The organism is Antribacter soli (assembly GCF_021568775.1).
GTDB lineage: Bacteria > Actinomycetota > Actinomycetes > Actinomycetales > Cellulomonadaceae > Antribacter > Antribacter soli.
The window spans coordinates 66108-83368 of record NZ_JAKGSG010000059.1 but is presented as its reverse complement, the minus strand read 5'-3'; the positions used below and the strand labels follow the sequence as shown (position 1 = coordinate 83368).

The following is a 17261-nucleotide window of genomic DNA, read 5'->3' as shown; positions in this document are numbered from 1 at the left end:
GCGATGCCGTCGGTCGCCCGAGCCTGCGGTTCCGCTCCGGGCGACGACCTCGTTCCTCGGCCGGCACCCTGCGCTGCACCCTTCGGCTCAGGCGACGAGCGCCGGCTCCGGCTCCACCTCGTCGGCTGCGAGTCGCATCCGCCGCACCGTGCTGAAGACCGCCCACGTCACAGCGGCGAGGGGCACGGCAACCACCGCGCCGAGCAGGCCGAACACGACGGTGCCGCAGGTCACCACGAGAGCCATGACGACCGGGTGCAACGAGACCTGCTTGCCGGTGATGAGCGGCTGCAGCACGTTCGCGTCGAGCTGGGCGATGACGACCATCCCCACCGCGACCACGATCGCCGTCACCGGGCCCTCGGCGGCCAGCGCCACGACGGAGCTGATGACGATCGCCGCGACCGGTCCGACCATGGGGACGAACGCCGCCAGGAACACCACCACCGACAGCGGGAGCGCCAGCGGCACGCCGACGATCGCCAGGAACGTCCCGGCCAGGACGGCGTCCGTCAGGGCGACGAAGGAGATGCCCCGCGTGTAGCCGGAGAACGTCGCCCAGCCGGCGCTCGCGGCCGCCTGCCACCGGTCGCGCCCGGCCGCCGGGACCTGCGCGAGGAACCACTGCCACATGGCGCTGCCCGTGGACAGGAAGAACACCGTGCAGAAGACGGCCAGGACGACGGCGGTGACGCCCTCCGCGACGGACCCGGCGCTCTGGAGGGCACCGCCGACGAGGGCGTCGCTGTTCTGCTGGACCCACGCACCTGCGTCGGCGAAGAGCTTGTCGCGCCCCCCGAGGTCGGGGACGAACGGCAGACCCTGCACGAGGGGGACGAGGTCGGCGATGCCGGAGCCGAGCTCGTCGCCCAGCTGGTCCCAGCTCCCGACGATGGACGCGACGACGTACGTCGCCAGGGAGCCGACGACGAGGAGGAGAGTCAGGAGCGACGCTCCGATGGCGAGCGCGCGTGGCATCGCCCGGTCGTAGAAGTTGCCGAGTGGCATGAGCACGGCGGTGAGCACGAGCGCCAGGAACACGGCGACGAACACGAGCCGCACCATGCCCACGGCGTAGAACACGAGGGCGACGGCGGCCATGATGCCGACCAGCCGCCACGACAGGTCTCCGGCGGACCGAAGCCACGCCACGGTGCTACCGGATGTCGGCGTGTCAGCCGCCATGTCCCACTCCCCAAGTCGGTCCCGGGCCTTCTGGCCGACCGGACCCTAGCGGTAGGACGGCCCCGCCACAAACGCATCTTGACGTGCGACGTCGGAGCGGGCGCCGAGATCAGTGGTGGTGGCGGTGCGGGATCGTGGTGTCGACGGGCGTGGCACCCGGACGGGTCCACTGGGCGGTCGGGCGGCCGCCCTTGCGCCAGAACCAGCCCGGCCGGTGCGTCTCGGGCCAACCCTCGGGTGAGTCCTCCCAGGCCTCCTGGCGGCCGTAGACGGTCATGTCGATCAGCTTGAGGGGCACGAGGATCGCCTCGACGCCGCGGCCGGTCGTCTCGTAGGTGAGGAAGACGCGGTCGCCCTGGCGCAGGAAGCACGAGATCGTGCCGAACTCGCCGGCGAGCGCGGGGTCGTCGATGCCGGCCACCGAGTACCACGGCACCGTGTAGCCCATGAAGTCGCGCAAGGGCGCGACCTCCTCCCACGGGCCCTCGCAGAAGACGGCGAAGGAGATGCCCGCGGCGGCGAGGTAGGAGGCGTCCTGGGCGTGCCAGACGCTCAAGGTGCAGCCCTCGCACTGGTCCTCGATCGGCATGCCCGTGTGGAACATGTGCTTGTAGACCACGAGCCGGTCACGGCCGTCGAAGATGTCGAGCAGCGACGTCGGTCCGTCGTCGCCTATTACGTCCTGCACCGGGACCTCCGTCATGGGCAGCCGGCGACGGGCCGCGGCGATCGCATCGCCCTCGTGGGTGTGCGCCTTCTCGCGGACCAGCAGGGCGTTGCGCTCGCGCAACCAGGTATCGCGGTCGACGGCGGGCGGGGCGGCGTACCGCGTCGCCGAACGCTCGGGCGTGGTCGTCATGGTCGGTCTCCTCAGCTGGGACGAGTTCCTCACGAGGTCTGACGAGCGAGCCCGCAGGACTCATCGGTGGTGGCCGACGGGAATCACCCGGGTGGCTCGGGCCTTGTCCAGGACATGCACCTGCACGCGCCACGGTCGACGGCCGGCGCCGACGACGAGGCCGTGGCGGCCGACACGCTCCTGCGCCGGACCCGCTGGTCGGCTCGCGAGGTCAGCCCCCTGGAGCTGATGCCGGGCCACTCCCGGCGCCTGGGGGACGTCGGCATCCGGTTCCTGCACGTGGCGGAGGGCCACGTCGCCGTGGCGTCGAGCCAGGGGAGCGACGAGGGGCCGGGCGCGGACGACGTCGTCGTACCTGATCTCCAGGCGGGGGATTTCGTGCTTCTCCCGCGAGGCGGCGAGCATCACGTGCGCGCCGCTCCGCAGGGCCGTGCGCGGCTGGTCACCGGCTCGCTGGTGCTGCACGCCGCGCCGTCCGACCGGCTGGCCGAGCTGATGCCGCCCGTCCTCCTGCAGGTCGGCCTGCGGCTGGAGCAGCCCGCCTACGCCTCGCTTCTCGACATGCTGGACGCCGAGACGAGCGCCGCGCGAGCCGGCGGATCGCCGCTGCTGAGCCCCCTGCTCGACCTCGTGGTCTCGGCGACGCTGCGTTCCTTCTTCGAGCGAGGGTGCGCCAGCGCGCGGGAGTGGCTGGGGCAGCTGCACGACCCGCTCCTCGGGCCCGCTCTCGAGGCGATCCACGCGGAGCCGGGCTCACCCTGGACGGTCGACTCGCTGGCTCGCGTGGCGCGGGCCTCCCGGTCGAGCTTCGCGGAGCGCTTCCGCAGCACCATGGGTGAGTCGCCGGCCCGCTACGTCACCCGGGTCCGGATGCGCCGCGCCGAGGAGATGCTGGTCGACGGTCGACCGGTGAGCCAGGTCGCGTTCTCGCTCGGGTACGACTCGGACGAGGGCTTCCGCCGGGCGTTCCAGCGGCACAGCGGCCTGAGCCCGACCGAGTGGCGGCGGACGGCAGTCCCCGCCTGAACGCTACACGGGGACGCGCGTCCAGCTCCTCACCGGGTGCGGACGCGGGAGAACCCGAGGGCGCCCACGGCGGCCGTGACCCCGGCGGCGAGGAAGGCCACACGGACGTCGAGGACGTCGTTGAGGATGCCGCCGGCCGCCGCGCCGAGGGCGATGGAGATCTGGAAGACCGCGACGGTGAGGCCCCCGGCGCTCTCCAGACGATCGGGAGCGACCCGGCCGAGCCACGTCTGCACCATCGTCGGCACGCCGCCGAACCCGAGCCCCCAGGCCGTCACGGCGACGGCCACGACGAGCACCGAGGCCTCGCCGGCCACGGCCAGCACCGACGTCGCGCCCGCGATCATGATCGGGACGACGACGAGCACCGTGCGCAGGTACCGGTCGACGGTCGCGCCGACGGCGAGGTTGCCGGCGAAGGCCGCGGCGCCGAAGGCCGCGAGCAGTCCGGCGAGCCCGGCGGCGCCCAGCCCGTCGACGCGGTCGAGGAGCGGGCGCACGTACGTGAACGCGGCGAAGTGCGCGGTGACGAGCAGGGCGAGCGCGGCGAACCCCGTGGCGACGACCCGCCTCGACAGCGTCTCGACGAGCGGCCGCAGGCCCGATCGCTCGCTGGCGCCGATCTTGGGCAGCGACACGACCTGGAGGACGAGCGTGACGACGCCGGCCGCGGCGACGCCCCAGAAGGTGGCCCGCCAGCCGATCTGCTCGCCGATGTAGGTGCCCAGCGGCACCGCGGCGACCGTGGCCAGCGACACGCCGGTGTTGACGACGGTCATCGCGCGGCCGAGGTGCGCGGCCGGAACCAGCTGCGCCACGACGGCGAGGGACAGCGCCCAGAAGCCGGAGAGGGCGACGCCGAGGAGCGCGCGGCCGACGAGCATGAGGCCGAGACTCGGTGCGACGGCGACCAGCAGGTTCGACGCGACCGACAGCGCTGTGAGCCCCGCCATCACCCAGCGCCGGTCGACCGGCGGGAGGATCGCGACCAGGCCGGGGCCGGCGACCATCCCCGCCACGGCGGTCGCCGTGACGAGCTGGCCGGCCATCCCCGGGGTGATGCCGAGCTCGACGGCGATCGGCGAGAGCAGGCTCGCGGGCAGGAACTCGCTCGCGACGAGCGTGAAGATCCCGAGCCCGAGCGTGACCACCGGCCACAGACCGGCGGTCCGCGACTGCTCGATCGGGGTGGCGGTCGCGGACGGTGTGGTGACGGACATGCGGGCTCCTTCGGTGGGTGCCACCACTGTCGCCGGAGCCGGGGCTCGGCACCCGACCGTTCGTCGCCTGGAGCCCACCGTTCGTCCGGGAGGTCGGTTGCGAGGCACTGACCGACGTGGCACGCACCGACTACTTCGACGACCCTGGCCGCTCACTCCGTGTTGACGTTGTCAGCTCACAGAGAGCGGCATCACTCAGAGGTGGCCGTCCAGGAACGCGGTGGCCCGCAGTTTGGTCCGAGTCCAGCGAGGTGGTCCGCCAGCCCGTCGACCGGCTCGTGGGCTCACCGATCGCCGCCTCTCGCCGGAAGCATCCCGAGAACGACGCCCACGACGACGACCGCGACGCCGAGCCACACGACCGGTCCCGGCACCGGTCCGCCGAGCATCACGCCGCCCACGGCCGAGGCCACGGGCACCACCCCGGTGAACAGCCCGGCGCGCCCCGGGCCGATCCGGCCGACCGCCGTGTACCAGAGCAGGAACGCCACGACGGTGATGGCCAGGGCGAGGTGCAGCGTGGCGGCAAGGTGCTCGGCCCGCAGGGTCAGAACCGCGCCCGGCCCCTCGGTCGCCAGGCTGATCGCCCAGAGCGCCACCGCCGCGATCCAGACGGCATGAAGTGACACCCCGTGTGCCCCGAGCCGGCGCAGCACGGGTACCGCCAGCAGCGTGAACCCGGCCTCGCAGACCAGCGTCAGCAGTGCGTACCCCAGACCTGTGGCGTCGGTGCGTCCGCCGCCGGTCACCAGGACGGCGCCCAGGGTCACGACGACCGCGGCGACCGCCACGGACGGCGTAGGCCGGGTCCGTCCGAGCAGCGGCCCCACCAGCGCCAGCAGCACGGGCACGGCGGCGACCGCCACGCCGATCACGGCCGGCTCGGCATGCGCGACGCCGCGCACCACGCCCACGTTGAACAGCACCAGCCCGCTCAGCGCCACGCCCCCGAGCCACGCCCACTCCCGGCCGCGCGGCACAGGAACCGCCCGGCCGGTGACCCGCAGGACCAACATCAGCACCAGAGCCGCCAGCGTGTACCGGACGGCTTGGACAGCGAAGAGCGGCGCGTCGGCGAGCACGCCCGACACCGCCACCTGGCTGCCCACCAGCGCCATACCGAGTCCGGCGAACAGCGGCCCGGTCCAGGACTTCGCATGCCGGGGCGGTCGTGTGCGGTCGTCAGTACCGGCGTGTCCGACGGCCCGCACCTCTGGTCGCGTCCTGGTTGTCATGTCCGCCAGCCTGCGTGCACTTTGGTATATCTGACAGGGCCAAGCTCGCGATGATCAGGGGGACCAAGATGGTCGGGTCCGACTTTCTCCAGCTCGATCCCACGCAGGCCCCACCCGGGAGCCTGACCGCGTGGCTGGCGGAGGCCGTGCGGAGCGCGGTGTCCGACGGTCGTCTCGCCCCGGGCGACCGGCTGCCCGCGACCCGCGTGCTCGCCGACCAGCTCGGCTGCTCGCGCGGCGTGGTGGTCGACGCCTATCGGCGGCTCACGGACGAGGGTTTGCTCTCTGGTCGTCACGGTGGTGGCACGACCGTCCGCTCCGCCTGGGCTCCGTCGCCCGCCGCACGGCCCACGGCCATCGGTGCGCGACGCGCTGCGCCGTCGGGCATGGTGAGCGCGATGCCCGACCTGATCGCCTCGGACGCCTCGACGACCGACCTGATCGATCTCTCTCCTGGCCTGCCCGACCTGTCCGCCTTCCCTCGCGCGGCCTGGGCCCGCGCTGAGCGGGCGGCGCTGAGCGGTCTCGCCTCGAGCGAGCTCGGCTATGGCGACCCGCGCGGCCTGCCCGCGCTCCGCGAGGCCCTCGCCGGCTGGCTTGCCCGCACCCGGGGGCTGCGCGCACACCCCGACGACATCCTCGTGGTCAACGGTGTGTCGCAGGGCCTGACGCTGCTGGCCAGGGCGCTCCTCAGCCACGGGGTGAGCGGGGTCGGGTTCGAGGACCCGGGTTCGCACGGGGCGCGCGAGCACCTGCGGCGGTGGGACCTGGAGCCCGTCCCCGTCCGGGTCGATCACGACGGGCTCGACGTGGACGCACTCGACAGGACCGGGCTCGACGCCGTCCTGGTCACGCCTGCGCACCAGTTCCCCACGGGGGTCGTGCTCGCCCCGGACCGGCGCCGGGCGCTGGTCGCCTGGGCGCGCTCCGAACCGACGTCGGGCCCCGGCGGGCTGCCCCGCCGCCTGGTCATCGAGGACGACTACGACGCCGAGCACCGCTACGACCGCCCGCCAGTCCCCGCGTTGCGCGCCCTGGCACCCGACCACGTGGTGCACCTGGGGAGCGTGTCCAAGTCGCTCGCGCCGGCCATCCGGATCGGCTGGTTGCTCGCGCCCGCCGCGCTCCAGCACGAGCTGGTCGAGGCCCGGTACTGGACGGACCTCGCAAGCCATGCGCTGCCTCAGCTCGCGCTCGCGCACTTCATCACCTCGGGCGGGTTCGAGCGGCACCTGCGCCAGGTCCGACGCCGCCACCGCGCCCGCCGCGACGCCCTGCTGGCAGCGCTCGCGACCCACCTGCCCGACGGCACCGCCCACGGCGTGGCCGCCGGCCTGCACCTGCTGGTGACGCTGCCCGGCATCGACGACGCCGTCGTGGCCCGACGCGCCGCCGAGGCCGGGGTCCGCGTGCACGCCCTGTCGTCGCACCGGGTGGGCGACGGGCCGCCAGGGCTGGTGATCGGGTACGCGGCGAACACCCCGGACCGGCTGCAGGAGGCGGTGCGACGGATCGCGAAGACCATCACCTGAACACGCGCTGCGCGGTCAGGACGTCGCGCCGGTCACGGCGGCCTCGACGAGGCGGGCCCGGGGTGGCTGAGCGACGACGAGCTGCGGGCCTGGCTCATCGGATGAGCACACGATGACGGCCACCTCAGTGACTGAGGTGGCCGTCAAGGGTGTGGAGGTCAGGCGGTCAGTACACGCTCACGCCGTACGCCGCCAGGGCCTCGGTGACCGGCTGGAAGAACGTGACGCCGCCGGAGCTGCAGTTGCCGCTGCCGCCCGAGGTGATGCCGATGGCCTTCGTGCCGTCGTACAGCGGACCACCGGAGTCGCCCGGCTCGGCGCAGACGGTGGTCTGGATCATGCCGCTGACGGAGCCCCCGCCCTGGTACTTCACGGAGACGTTCAGCGCGGTGACCGTGCCGCTGTGGACGCCGGTCGTCGAGCCGTCGCGCGTGACCCGCTCACCCACGTAGGCGTTGGCCGCGGTGAAGCCGCCGGGGTGGCTGAGCGACGTGCTGTCGTAGCGGACCAGCGCGTAGTCGTTGCCCGGGAAGCTCGCGCCCTGGGTGCGCCCGATCAGTGTCTGGTGCGCCGCGTCGGTGTACCAGGTCTTGACGGACTTCCCGCAGTGCCCCGCGGTGAGGAAGTAGTAGGTGCTGCCGCTGACGACGTTGAAGCCGAGCGAGCAGCGGTACCCACCGCCGTAGATGGCGTCGCCCGCGGAGACGAGCGGCTTGAAGACGCCGGGTGCGCGCTGGATGGACAGGGCGTCGGCGTCGGCGCCCGCCGACTCGCGGATCGCATCGAGCTCGGTGCCGCTGACCGTGGAGTCCGCGGTGACGACGACCTGGCCGGTGGCCGCGTCCGTGTACCAGGCGATGCCGGAGACGTTGGCCTTTCCGACGGCGGCGTGCACCGCGGCGGCCCGGGCGGCGCCGTCGGGTGCCGCGGCGGCACTGGGAACGGTCAGGGCGGACACCGCGATGCCGAGCCCGGCCACGAAAGCGACCAGACGTGAGCGGGAGCGGAGCGTGGTGCGGGTGGTCCTCATGCTTCTCCTCCTGCGCTGTGGGAGGGGCGCGCCGGTGGGCGAACCCGTGAAGCCGCCAGGGCACGACGCTGTGACCTGCCGTCTTGCTCGCGGCGAGTATTTCGCCCCTTGCCACGGGCGCGCAAGACCCAGGTGTGGGATTGGTCAAGTCACGGGGGAGCGCGGACCGTCGCACGACCCTGGCCGGACTGCGAGCTCGTCCTTGACGCCGGCTGGGTCATGAACGAGGTCACCCCAGGGTGAGGGTGACAGCCAACGGGATCACGAAGATCAGGCCGATCACGACCCACATCCCGATGATGGCGCCCCGTCCGTTGCGGGCCTGCCGGGTCAGCCCGACCGAGCCGTGGTCGGCGAACTGGTGGTACGGCGGGGCGTAGAAGACCTCGACGGTCTGGCCAGGGGAGATGTCGACGTCGATGACGGCGTGCCCATAGCTGCGCAGCCACTGCGAGTGCACTCGGAGGTGGTGGCGACCGGACATGATCGGGATGTCCCTCGTCCCCGCCATCGCTGTCGGGGCGGGGTAACCGTCGATGGTGAGCGACGGCGGGACCATGTTCGAGGTCATGATGTTGCCTTGGACCGTGAACTTCAGGAGGGCATCCGGGACGAACGCGGGCTGCTGCGGCGGGGTCGGCTGGCTCATCGGGCGAGCGTACGGGTACCGCCGATCGTTCGACCAGGTCTGACCTGGCGTTTTGCCTGGATCTGCGGTCGATGTGAGCTGACGTCTCCCAGTGGGGGAGCGCCGAACACCGTGGTGAGTTCCTGCCCGGCGGCGGCTACGCCGTCCGGCCGGTTTCGGTAGCAGCAGCGGGGGCCCGGACGTCCGGCCCGGTCGAGCCCCCATAGGTGGCGATCTTGTACTCGGTTGCGGCAAGGGAAAGGGTCAGCTCACGGATCCGGCGGCAGATGGTGTCGCGGTGTTCGAGCAGCATGTCGAGCCGCTCGGGCACCGTGTGCTCGCCGGCGTCGGCGAGCGCGATGTAGTGCTGCAGCGTGCGCACCGGCATGCCGGACAGCCGCATCCGGGTGAGGAACACCAGGCGGCGCACGGCTTCGGCGTCGTACACGCGATGACCGTTGCTGTCGCGGGCCACCTCGACCAGCCCGGCCCGCTCGTAATAGCGCAGTGTGTGCGGCGAGATGTCGAGCAGACCGGCGACCTCGGTGATCGTCATCGACTCGGGCACGTCGGCCAGGTCGGTGAGGCCATGGATCGCCTCGACCGACGGCGGGCCGTCGAGCCCGAGCGACTCGAGCGCCCTGGTCATCAGATCGTCGGTGGCCATGACGGCCAGCCTAGATCGGACGGTCCGACGCCGGGACGCCCTCGAGGTCGGCGCTGCGAGCGGTCTCGGCCCACCGCTCGACCTCGTCCAGGCCACGCCGGTACGCACCTGCGATCCGCTCGACCGCCTCACGCCCGAGCGGCAGCCGCAGCGGCACCTTGTCACTGTGCACGAGGGACACGATGATCTCGGCCGCCCGCGCTGGGTCACCCTCCTGGGCGCCGTCGGCCCCGGCCAGATCTGCTCGGACGTTGGCGAGCAGGTCACGGTAGGTCTCGGACGCCTCGGCGAGCTCGAGCACGTCCGCCGCGTTGAAGCCGGTCCGGAACCGGCTCGGCTCGACGATCATCATGCGGATCCCGAACGGCGCGACCTCCCCGGCCAGTGCCTCGGACCAGCCTTCGAGGGCGAACTTCGACGCGGAGTACGCCGACACGCCGGGGAACGACATTCGGCCACCCTGGCTGCTCATCTGCACGATCGTCCCGGTGCCCCGCGCGCGCATCGCGGGCAGCGCCGCGCGGACGAGCGCGGCAGGGCCGAACAGGTGCAGATCCATCAGCTCACGCAGCTGCGCGTCGCTGACCTCCTCGACCGCTCCGACGACGGCCCGGCCCGCGTTGTTGACCAGCACATCGAGCTGACCGAAGCGGTCGAGGGTGTGCCGCACGAGGTCCGCGGCCGCTCTGATGTCCCGGGCGTCGAACTGCGCAACCATGCAGGTGTCCGGGTACGTGGCCGTCAGGTCGGCGACGCTCTCCGGCCGGCGCACGGCCGCGACCGCCTGGTCGCCCGCCGCGAGCGCCGACTCCGCCAGCGCGCGCCCGAAGCCGCGGGACGCACCGGTGATGATCCAGGTCTGTGTCGTCATGTCGGCGACGCTATGACTTCGAGCACGCTCGAACGCAAGCAGGCTCGTCGCCTGCCGCCACGGTTCTCAAAGAACTCGTGCGGCGCCACGGCCGCGTGAGGCGGCCGCCGTCACAGGTACCTGTGGGCGAGCGGCGTGAAGATCTCGCGGTGCGGCAGGGCACGGCGGAGCAGGTCGCGCAGGGCGACGGTCGAACGGTCGGCGGGATCGAGCCGGGTGCGACGGGCAGTGTCCGTCCAGGCTTCGTCATCGGCGGCGCAGGCGTCGAGCAGCAGGTCCAGGTTCGACGGCGATGCGACGTCGCCCTCGGTCGCCTGCTCGCCGAGCAGGTCCAAGAAGTAGGGCCAGCGCACCATGAGCTCGACGAGCCGGGCCATCTCGATGCTGTGCCGCTCCATCGCGAGCCGGGACGGGTTGAAGAGGCCGGTGCGATGGTCCAGGACCATGTAGAAGCGCCAGAGGTTGACGAAGGCCTTGGTCTGGCGGGGATTGCGGTTGGGCAGGGAGAGCACCGCCGTGCGGAGCGCCTCGCGCACTTCCTGCAGGGATTCGAGCCGGTCGACCGTGGCGACGGCGTCGTCGTCCGAACCGTCCGGGACGAGCACGGTCTTGACCTGCGCCACGGTCCGGGCGGGCGCCGTGGTCCGGGCGGGCGCCGTGGTCGTCGGGGCGGGCACCGGCCGCGTCGGCGCGGGCTCCTCGGCGGGCACGGTCGCGGCGCCCGGCTCCGTCCGGGCGGGCCCGGAGCCGGCCTGCCCGGGGACGGTCGCCGCGGCGCCGAGGAGCTGGTCGAGGTACTGGCTGAGCGCGACGTCGGGGACCCGCGGGAGACGGATCGGCAGGTCGATGATCTTCTCCATGAAGCGCCACCCGGTGTGCCGCAGGTGGCCGAAGCTCGTCGGGTCCTCCTTGGCGCGCTCGTCGATCCCGTGGAAGGCGGTCTCGAGGTGGGCGGCCACCGTCGCGGGGTCGAGCGCGACGACGAAGATGCAGTGCCCGAACGCCTTGTTCAGGAAGAGGTTGATCGCCTCGATGGTGTCGGCGACGATGTCAGGCCCGCAGCGGTCGAGGTCGTCGATGAAGATGACCAGCGGGCTGTGCTTCGTCGCCAGACCGACCACCTCGCCGACATCGTGCTGCAGCAGGTAGAGGTAGCCGCGGTCGGTGGAGGTGAGCGGGTCGCTGCTGCCCTTCCAGGCGTGCTCGGGGCCGGCGTTGCTGTTCAGCTCGTCGGGCGCGACCCAGCCGTGGATGTGCTTGAACGAGCCGCTGGTCAGCTGCGCGACGGTGCCCAGCACGGCCAGGATGACCAGGACGGAGGGGCCGATCAACGACGTCATCCTCGGATCGTTGACGGCCGCGACGCCCATGGCCACGACGGCGACGGTCGCCAGGAACAGGAGCAGGGCATCGACGATCAGCCAGACGAGCGTGCGCGGGAGATACGTGCTCAGGATCCTCCGCCGCATCGAGGACGGGTCGGTGCGCCGCAGGTTGAGGTCGAACCAGAGTCGCTCCCGTTCCTCCTTGGACAGCCGCTCCGTGACGGCGATGAGGATCTCGCGGGTGAGGCCCGCCCAGATCTGGTCGGTCCGCTCGTACATCCACGGGTTGAACCAGACGGTGATCGCGGAGAACCCGCCTCTGGTGCGCGGCTTCATCTCGTACTGCAGGGGCGCGGTCACCTCACCGGCACGGGCGATCTGCGCCCAGGCCCAGCCTCGGGTCAGACGGGTGCGTACCCGCGGGGTGCTGCCCCGCGCGAACCAGCGGGCACGCTTGGGCGGCACCGCGACCAGCGCGTGGGTCGGCTCCTGGTCGGGTGCGGAGTTCGTGTTCGCCGCCAGCCGCGTGGTCCATGGGTCGACCCTGGCGCGGAGCTGACGCAGCAGGCTGGACTTCCCCTGACCCCAGGGCGCGTGCACGCCGACGACGACGGGCGGCGTGGTGTCTGGTGAGGTGAGCGCCTCGAAGAGGGTCTCCACGAGGGGTGTCCGGGACAGGTCGTCGTGGTCCGTCGGCTGGTCCTGCAGCAGGATCGACGCCGGCCGGACACCGCGCCCGACGGACCCGCCGGCGCGCAGCGGGATGTCGGCCGTGACCGGCCACAGCCGGACGACGCCGTCGTTCCCGGCAGTGACCAGCGCGGAGCCCGGGCGACGATCAGCCCTCTTCTGACCGGGGAAGGCCACGTCGCCCGCCACCATCGCCCGGATCCCGCTCCGTGCGCCCTGGACCGGCCTGCCGACCAGCGTGCCGTCGATGTGCCAGACGACCACGTGCCCGTCGTCGCAACCACCCAGCACGAAGGTCGTGCCACCCACCTCGACGGCGGCCAGCGACCGCACCATGCCGGCGTCGAAGGACCTGGCGAAGGTCGTGACGACGGAACCGGCGAGCGGGTCGACCAGCTCGACGACGCCGTCCTGCCGGGCCGAGACGACCAGCTGACGGCCACGCTCCTGCACTGCGCACACGGCGCTCACCGGTGCCAGGCCCAGGGTACGAGCCGCAGCACCCGGTTCGGTCGGCACCGACCGCAGTCCTCTGCTCGACCCGATGACGATGATCGTGCCGTCGTCGTCGGGGACCGGAACCACCGCGTTGACCTCGCCCAGATCCTCGGCCAGCACCACGGGCGGGCGCCCCAGCACCGGCTCCGTCACCAGCTCGACGGTCCGGACGGACCCGCCCGCGCTCCCGCTCACGAGGAACAGCCCGGCGTCCGTGCGGTAGGTCGCCAGCGTCCAGACCTCGCTCTCGTGCCCCATCGGCAGCTCGGCCCGCAGGTTCCCGGTCTCCGGATCCCAGTCCAGCACGCGGTGGTCCGCGCCGCCGCTGATGAGGTGCGTGACGCCGTCGTGCCGGCCGCAGGCGAGCGCGCGCACGGTGCTGGTGTGCTCGCGCAGCGTCAGGGGGGCGCGCGATCCGGTCGGGTCGACGACCGTCACCTTCCGGTCCACGCCCGCCACCGCGACGAACCCGCCGCGGGCGGTGTCGCCGCGGGTCACGGTCCAGAGCGTCGACTCGCCGCCGTGGACGGCGCGGATCGACTCCGCCGACAGCAGCGCGGTGCTCAGCTGACGGATCGAGAGGTCGCCGTTCATGTCACCCGACGCGATCAGGACGCCGTCCGGCGTCGTGGCGCACGCGAGCGCCCACACCTCTCCGGAGTGCCGCGCGATCTCCGTCTCGGGCCGGTCGGGTGAGCCGTCGGCGCGCCACAGCGACACCGAGCCGCTCGCCGAGGCGGTGACCAGCATGACCGACCGGTGGTCGACGACATGCCCGAGCCGTCGGACCGTTCCGTCGCCGACGAACACCGTCCCGGGCGTGAGGGCGCCGTCCTCCGGGTGCCAGACCTGGGTGCGCCGGTCGGACCCGCCGGAGACCAGTCTCGGGTCCCCGGTGTCGCCGTCGGTCACGACGATGAGGGACCAGATCGGTCCGTCGTGGCCCGACACCGTCGTCGTGGTGCCGGTCTCGAGGTCCCAGGTGACCAGCAGCCCGTCGGTGTACGCGCCCGTCACCATCTGCCGGCCGGCGGCCTCGTACGCGCACACCTTGAAGAGCCGGTGCGGGTCGACGCCCTCGGGGGCGGCCAGCGTCTCGGTCCGGCCGTCGGCCGGGTTCCACAGCAGCACGCTGCTGTCGAGCGCGGCGACGACGGTCACGTCGGGTCTGTCGCCGAACGTGGCCAGGTCCCGGACGGTGCCCTGCCCGACGGGAGACCTGAACACCTCCGTGCCGTCGTTCGCGTCGTACGCCCGTACGACGCCGTCCGTGCCCCCGGCGAGGATCCTGTCGTCCTGCGAGTCGTCGGCGCGCAGCGCGACGAGGGAAGTGACGGTACGTTCGGCCTCGAGGGTCCGCATCGCGGTGCCGTCGGTCGCGATCAGCTCGATGCCCTGGTCACGTGCGGCCGCAAGGACGAGCTCGCCGCCCCGGGCGACGAAGCACAGGTGCTGCACCGCTCCTCGCGCCGTGTCCATGGGGTCCCCTGCATCGTGGCGTGCTCTTGCCAGTACCGTGCTAGGTGCCTCTCAAGCGTGTCATACTTTGCCCCGATGTGGTAAGGGTGGGATAGGTTTGTCGGTGAAATCTGGTCAGCGGGGCCCCGCTGTCACCGCAGTGCAGCCCGAGGCGGGGTACATGGGTCGTTCCGACGGGGCGTTGCCAAGCCAGCGACCCGTGCGCCGGTGGCGGCGCGTCGCCGTTCTCGACTGGGTCCGGATCGGGTTGTTCGTCGGTGGCGTGCTGGCGGTGTCGACCGGGTTGCTCCCCAGGGAGGCCGCCGCCGGGACGGTGGAGCGCGTCCTGCCGCTGCTGGTCTTCCTCGGTGCCGTGGTCGTGCTGGCGGAGCTGGCCGCCCGGGCGGAGCTGTTCGACGTGCTCGCCGGCGGGATCACCCGCCTCGCACGAGGCAGGAACGCCGCGCTGTTCGGTCTGTGCCTGGTGTTCGCGGCGGCCACGACCACATTCCTCAACCTCGACACGACGGCGGTGCTGCTGACGCCCGTCATGATCGCGGCCGCCGTACGGTCCCGGGTCCCCGTGCTGCCGCTCGCCATGACGACCGTCTGGCTCGCGAACACCGCGAGCCTGCTGCTGCCGGTCTCGAACCTGACGAACCTTCTCGCCATGGACCGGGTCCAGCTCAGCCCCGTGGAGTTCGCCGCCCGGATGGCGGTACCGCAGCTCGCGGCGCTCGTCATGGTCGCCGGTTGTCTCTGGTTCTTCTACTGGCGCGGCAACCCGCCTCGCTACGAGGTGCCCGTCGCGTTCCGGCCGCGCGACCGGCGCGTGTTCACCGCGGCTTCGGTCGCGTGCGGTGCGTTCGTCCTGGCCGTCGTCGCCGACCTGAGCCTCCATTGGGCGGCCTTGGCCTGCGCCGTCACCCTGGTGGTTGCGTTTGCGGTCTGGGAGCGGGAGGCGCTGTCCTGGAGCTTGCTGCCCTGGCGGCTGCTGGTGTTCGTCGTGGGCTTGTTCCTCGTCGTGGACACGATCAGCCTGCACGGCCTGTCCAGCGTGATGACCGTGCTGATCGGCACCGATCCCGGTGCCGAGGGGGTCACCCGGGCGGCCGCGGTCGGCGGGGTCTTGTCCAACGTGCTGAACAACCTGCCTGTCTACCTGGCAGGGGAGGCGGTGATCCCGCCGGCGAACCACGACCAGCTGCTCGGCCTGCTCATCGGGACCAACGTGGGACCCCTGATCACCCCATGGGCCTCGCTCGCCACCCTGATCTGGGCAGAGCGCTGCGCAGCGGCCGGGCTGACGATCAACTGGCGGCGGTTCATGGTGACCGGGACCGTCACGGCGGTGCTGGTCTTCGCCGCAAGCGTCGGCGCCCTGCTCCTGACCCGCTGACGACGGAGACCCGACGCCGGCACGCAGCCGACGTCGGGCCTCCGACGGATTCCACCGAGCCACGGGGCCGGCCGCAGCCGGACCCGCCCCCGCGACCTACCGTGAGGCCGGCACCAGCTCCTCCGCCCGCGGCTCCCCATCGGCAACCGCGCCGTCAGAACCAGCCCTGTCGGACCCGGCCCCAGCACCAGCGGGGCGCGCCTCACCGTGCATCTCGCCGAGCGACGCCTCGTCGAACGGCAGCCCGCCGGCCAGCACCTGGCCGACGCGGGCCCGGTCGATCTGGCGGGTCCACGTGCCGACCAGCACGGTGGCGACGGCGTTGCCGGTGAAGTTGGTGACGGCGCGCGCCTCGGACATGAAGCGGTCGATCCCGACGATGACGCCCACGCCGTCGACCAGGTCGGGCCGGTAGGTCTGCAGGCCGCCCGCGAGGGTGGCCAGGCCGGCGCCGGTGACGCCGGCGGCGCCCTTGGAGGCGATGATCATGAAGACCAGGAGGCCGATCTGCTCGCCCACGGACAGCGGCGTGCCGAGCGCGGAGGCGATGAACAGCGACGCCATGGTCAGGTAGATCGCGGTGCCGTCCAGGTTGAACGAGTACCCGGTGGGCACGGTGATGCCCACCACGGGCTTCGAGACGCCCAGGTGCTCCATCTTGGCGATGAGGCGCGGCAGCACCGTCTCGGACGACGACGTGCTGACGATCAGGAGGTACTCCCGGGCGAGGTACTTCATCAGCGAGAACAGGTTCACGCGGGCCACGAGCCACAGCACGGTGCCGAGCACGGCCACGATGAACAGGAAGCAGGTGAGGTAGAACGCGCCCATCAGGGTCGCGAGCGCCACGACGGCGTCCCAGCCCGTGGAGCCCACCACGCCGGCGATCGCGCCGAACGCGCCGATGGGCGCCACCCACAGGATCATCGTCAGCACGCGGAACACGACGGACTGCACCAGCCGCACGCCTTCGAGCACGGGGCGACCACGCTCGCCGAGCTGCTGGACCGCGAACCCGACAAGGAGCGCGACGAGCAGGGTCTGCAGCACGGACTCGCCCGTGAGCGGGGAGAACAGCGTGGTGGGGATGATCCCGACGAGGAAGTCGGTGATGGTCTCGGCCTCGCCGGTCGGCTCGTAGGTGGCGCCCGCGACGTTCAGGCCCTCGCCGGGGTGCAGCACGTTGCCCACGAGCAGGCCGAGCCCCAGCGCGAACGTCGACATCGCCAGGAAGTACCCCAGGGCGAGACCGCCCACGCGGCCGACGGTGGCGGCCTTCGCGATGGACCCGATCCCCAGCACGATGGTGCAGAAGATCACGGGCGAGATCATCATCTTGATCAGCGAGACGAAGGCCTTGCCGAGCGGTGCCAGCGCGGCGCCCGTCTCGGGGGCGACCAGACCGACGATGATCCCGGCCACGACAGCCACGATCACCGCGATGTACAGGTAGTGGTTCTTGTCCAGCCGACGTCGCGGGGCGGTCCCGGTCGCGGCAGTAGGCGTCGTTGCCATGATGCTCCTCTCACAGCGCTGTGTGTGTCGCGGACCACTCTCGCGGCGCGGATCACCGTCCCGCGCTTTGCGTGCATAGTGTTCTTTGGCGCGGCAGCCGTCGGGTCGCGTCGCGTCAGCCAC

13 protein-coding genes are annotated in these 17261 nt (G+C 72.2%); 3 read left to right on the top strand and 10 right to left on the bottom strand.

The genetic code is table 11. The features are described from left to right. Nucleotides 1–87: 87 nt before the first annotated feature. Both L1785_RS20795 and L1785_RS20790 read right to left on the bottom strand, forming a co-directional pair. On the bottom strand, nucleotides 88–1185 hold the full coding sequence (locus L1785_RS20795) for an AI-2E family transporter (RefSeq protein ID WP_236091221.1): 1098 nt from the start codon (nucleotides 1183–1185) through the stop codon (nucleotides 88–90). A 109-nt stretch (nucleotides 1186–1294) separates the two neighbouring features. Beyond that, nucleotides 1295–2044 carry a DUF899 family protein gene (locus L1785_RS20790; RefSeq protein ID WP_236091220.1) on the bottom strand — a complete coding sequence of 250 codons (750 nt, stop codon included), beginning with the start codon at nucleotides 2042–2044 and terminating at the stop codon, nucleotides 1295–1297. Between the two features lie 69 nt (nucleotides 2045–2113). On the opposite strand from L1785_RS20790, the gene L1785_RS20785 reads away from it, so the two are divergent. Next, nucleotides 2114–3070 carry a helix-turn-helix domain-containing protein gene (locus L1785_RS20785; RefSeq protein WP_236091219.1) on the top strand — a complete coding sequence of 319 codons (957 nt, stop codon included), beginning with the start codon at nucleotides 2114–2116 and terminating at the stop codon, nucleotides 3068–3070. A 29-nt stretch (nucleotides 3071–3099) separates the two neighbouring features. Here the strand turns inward: L1785_RS20785 and L1785_RS20780 are convergent, their stop codons facing one another. Both L1785_RS20780 and L1785_RS20775 read right to left on the bottom strand, forming a co-directional pair. Continuing rightward, nucleotides 3100–4290: an MFS transporter gene (locus tag L1785_RS20780; RefSeq protein ID WP_236091218.1), complete on the bottom strand. Its 1191-nt coding sequence runs from the start codon at nucleotides 4288–4290 to the stop codon at nucleotides 3100–3102. Nucleotides 4291–4574: 284 nt separating this feature from the next. Next, on the bottom strand, nucleotides 4575–5525 hold the full coding sequence (locus tag L1785_RS20775; RefSeq protein ID WP_236091217.1) for a DMT family transporter: 951 nt from the start codon (nucleotides 5523–5525) through the stop codon (nucleotides 4575–4577). Between the two features lie 50 nt (nucleotides 5526–5575). Here L1785_RS20775 and pdxR point away from each other — a divergent pair, with 50 nt between their 5' ends. Beyond that, on the top strand, nucleotides 5576–7057 hold the full coding sequence (pdxR, locus tag L1785_RS20770; protein ID WP_236091216.1) for a MocR-like pyridoxine biosynthesis transcription factor PdxR: 1482 nt from the start codon (nucleotides 5576–5578) through the stop codon (nucleotides 7055–7057). A 166-nt stretch (nucleotides 7058–7223) separates the two neighbouring features. Here the strand turns inward: pdxR and L1785_RS20765 are convergent, their stop codons facing one another. From L1785_RS20765 to L1785_RS20745, 5 genes are all read right to left on the bottom strand, one after another. Beyond that, nucleotides 7224–8087, bottom strand: a complete 864-nt coding sequence (locus L1785_RS20765; protein WP_236091215.1) for a S1 family peptidase — start codon at nucleotides 8085–8087, stop codon at nucleotides 7224–7226. Between the two features lie 229 nt (nucleotides 8088–8316). After that, entirely contained in the window at nucleotides 8317–8736 is a 420-nt protein-coding gene (locus L1785_RS20760) for a hypothetical protein (RefSeq protein ID WP_236091214.1), read from the bottom strand. Between the two features lie 136 nt (nucleotides 8737–8872). Further along, entirely contained in the window at nucleotides 8873–9382 is a 510-nt protein-coding gene (locus tag L1785_RS20755) for a MerR family transcriptional regulator (RefSeq protein WP_236091213.1), read from the bottom strand. A 10-nt stretch (nucleotides 9383–9392) separates the two neighbouring features. Next, on the bottom strand, nucleotides 9393–10253 hold the full coding sequence (locus tag L1785_RS20750) for an SDR family NAD(P)-dependent oxidoreductase (protein WP_236091212.1): 861 nt from the start codon (nucleotides 10251–10253) through the stop codon (nucleotides 9393–9395). A 110-nt stretch (nucleotides 10254–10363) separates the two neighbouring features. Next, nucleotides 10364–14245: a P-loop NTPase fold protein gene (locus tag L1785_RS20745; RefSeq protein WP_236091211.1), complete on the bottom strand. Its 3882-nt coding sequence runs from the start codon at nucleotides 14243–14245 to the stop codon at nucleotides 10364–10366. 160 nt (nucleotides 14246–14405) lie between these two features. Here L1785_RS20745 and L1785_RS20740 point away from each other — a divergent pair, with 160 nt between their 5' ends. Beyond that, complete coding sequence (locus L1785_RS20740) at nucleotides 14406–15623, top strand: ArsB/NhaD family transporter (RefSeq protein WP_236091210.1); 1218 nt, start codon at nucleotides 14406–14408, stop codon at nucleotides 15621–15623. A gap of 96 nt (nucleotides 15624–15719) precedes the next feature. Here the strand turns inward: L1785_RS20740 and L1785_RS20735 are convergent, their stop codons facing one another. Beyond that, the gene (locus L1785_RS20735) at nucleotides 15720–17138 is read right to left on the bottom strand and encodes a cation:dicarboxylate symporter family transporter (RefSeq protein ID WP_236091209.1); all 1419 of its coding nucleotides are present in this window, start codon (nucleotides 17136–17138) and stop codon (nucleotides 15720–15722) included. Nucleotides 17139–17261: the final 123 nt, after the last annotated feature.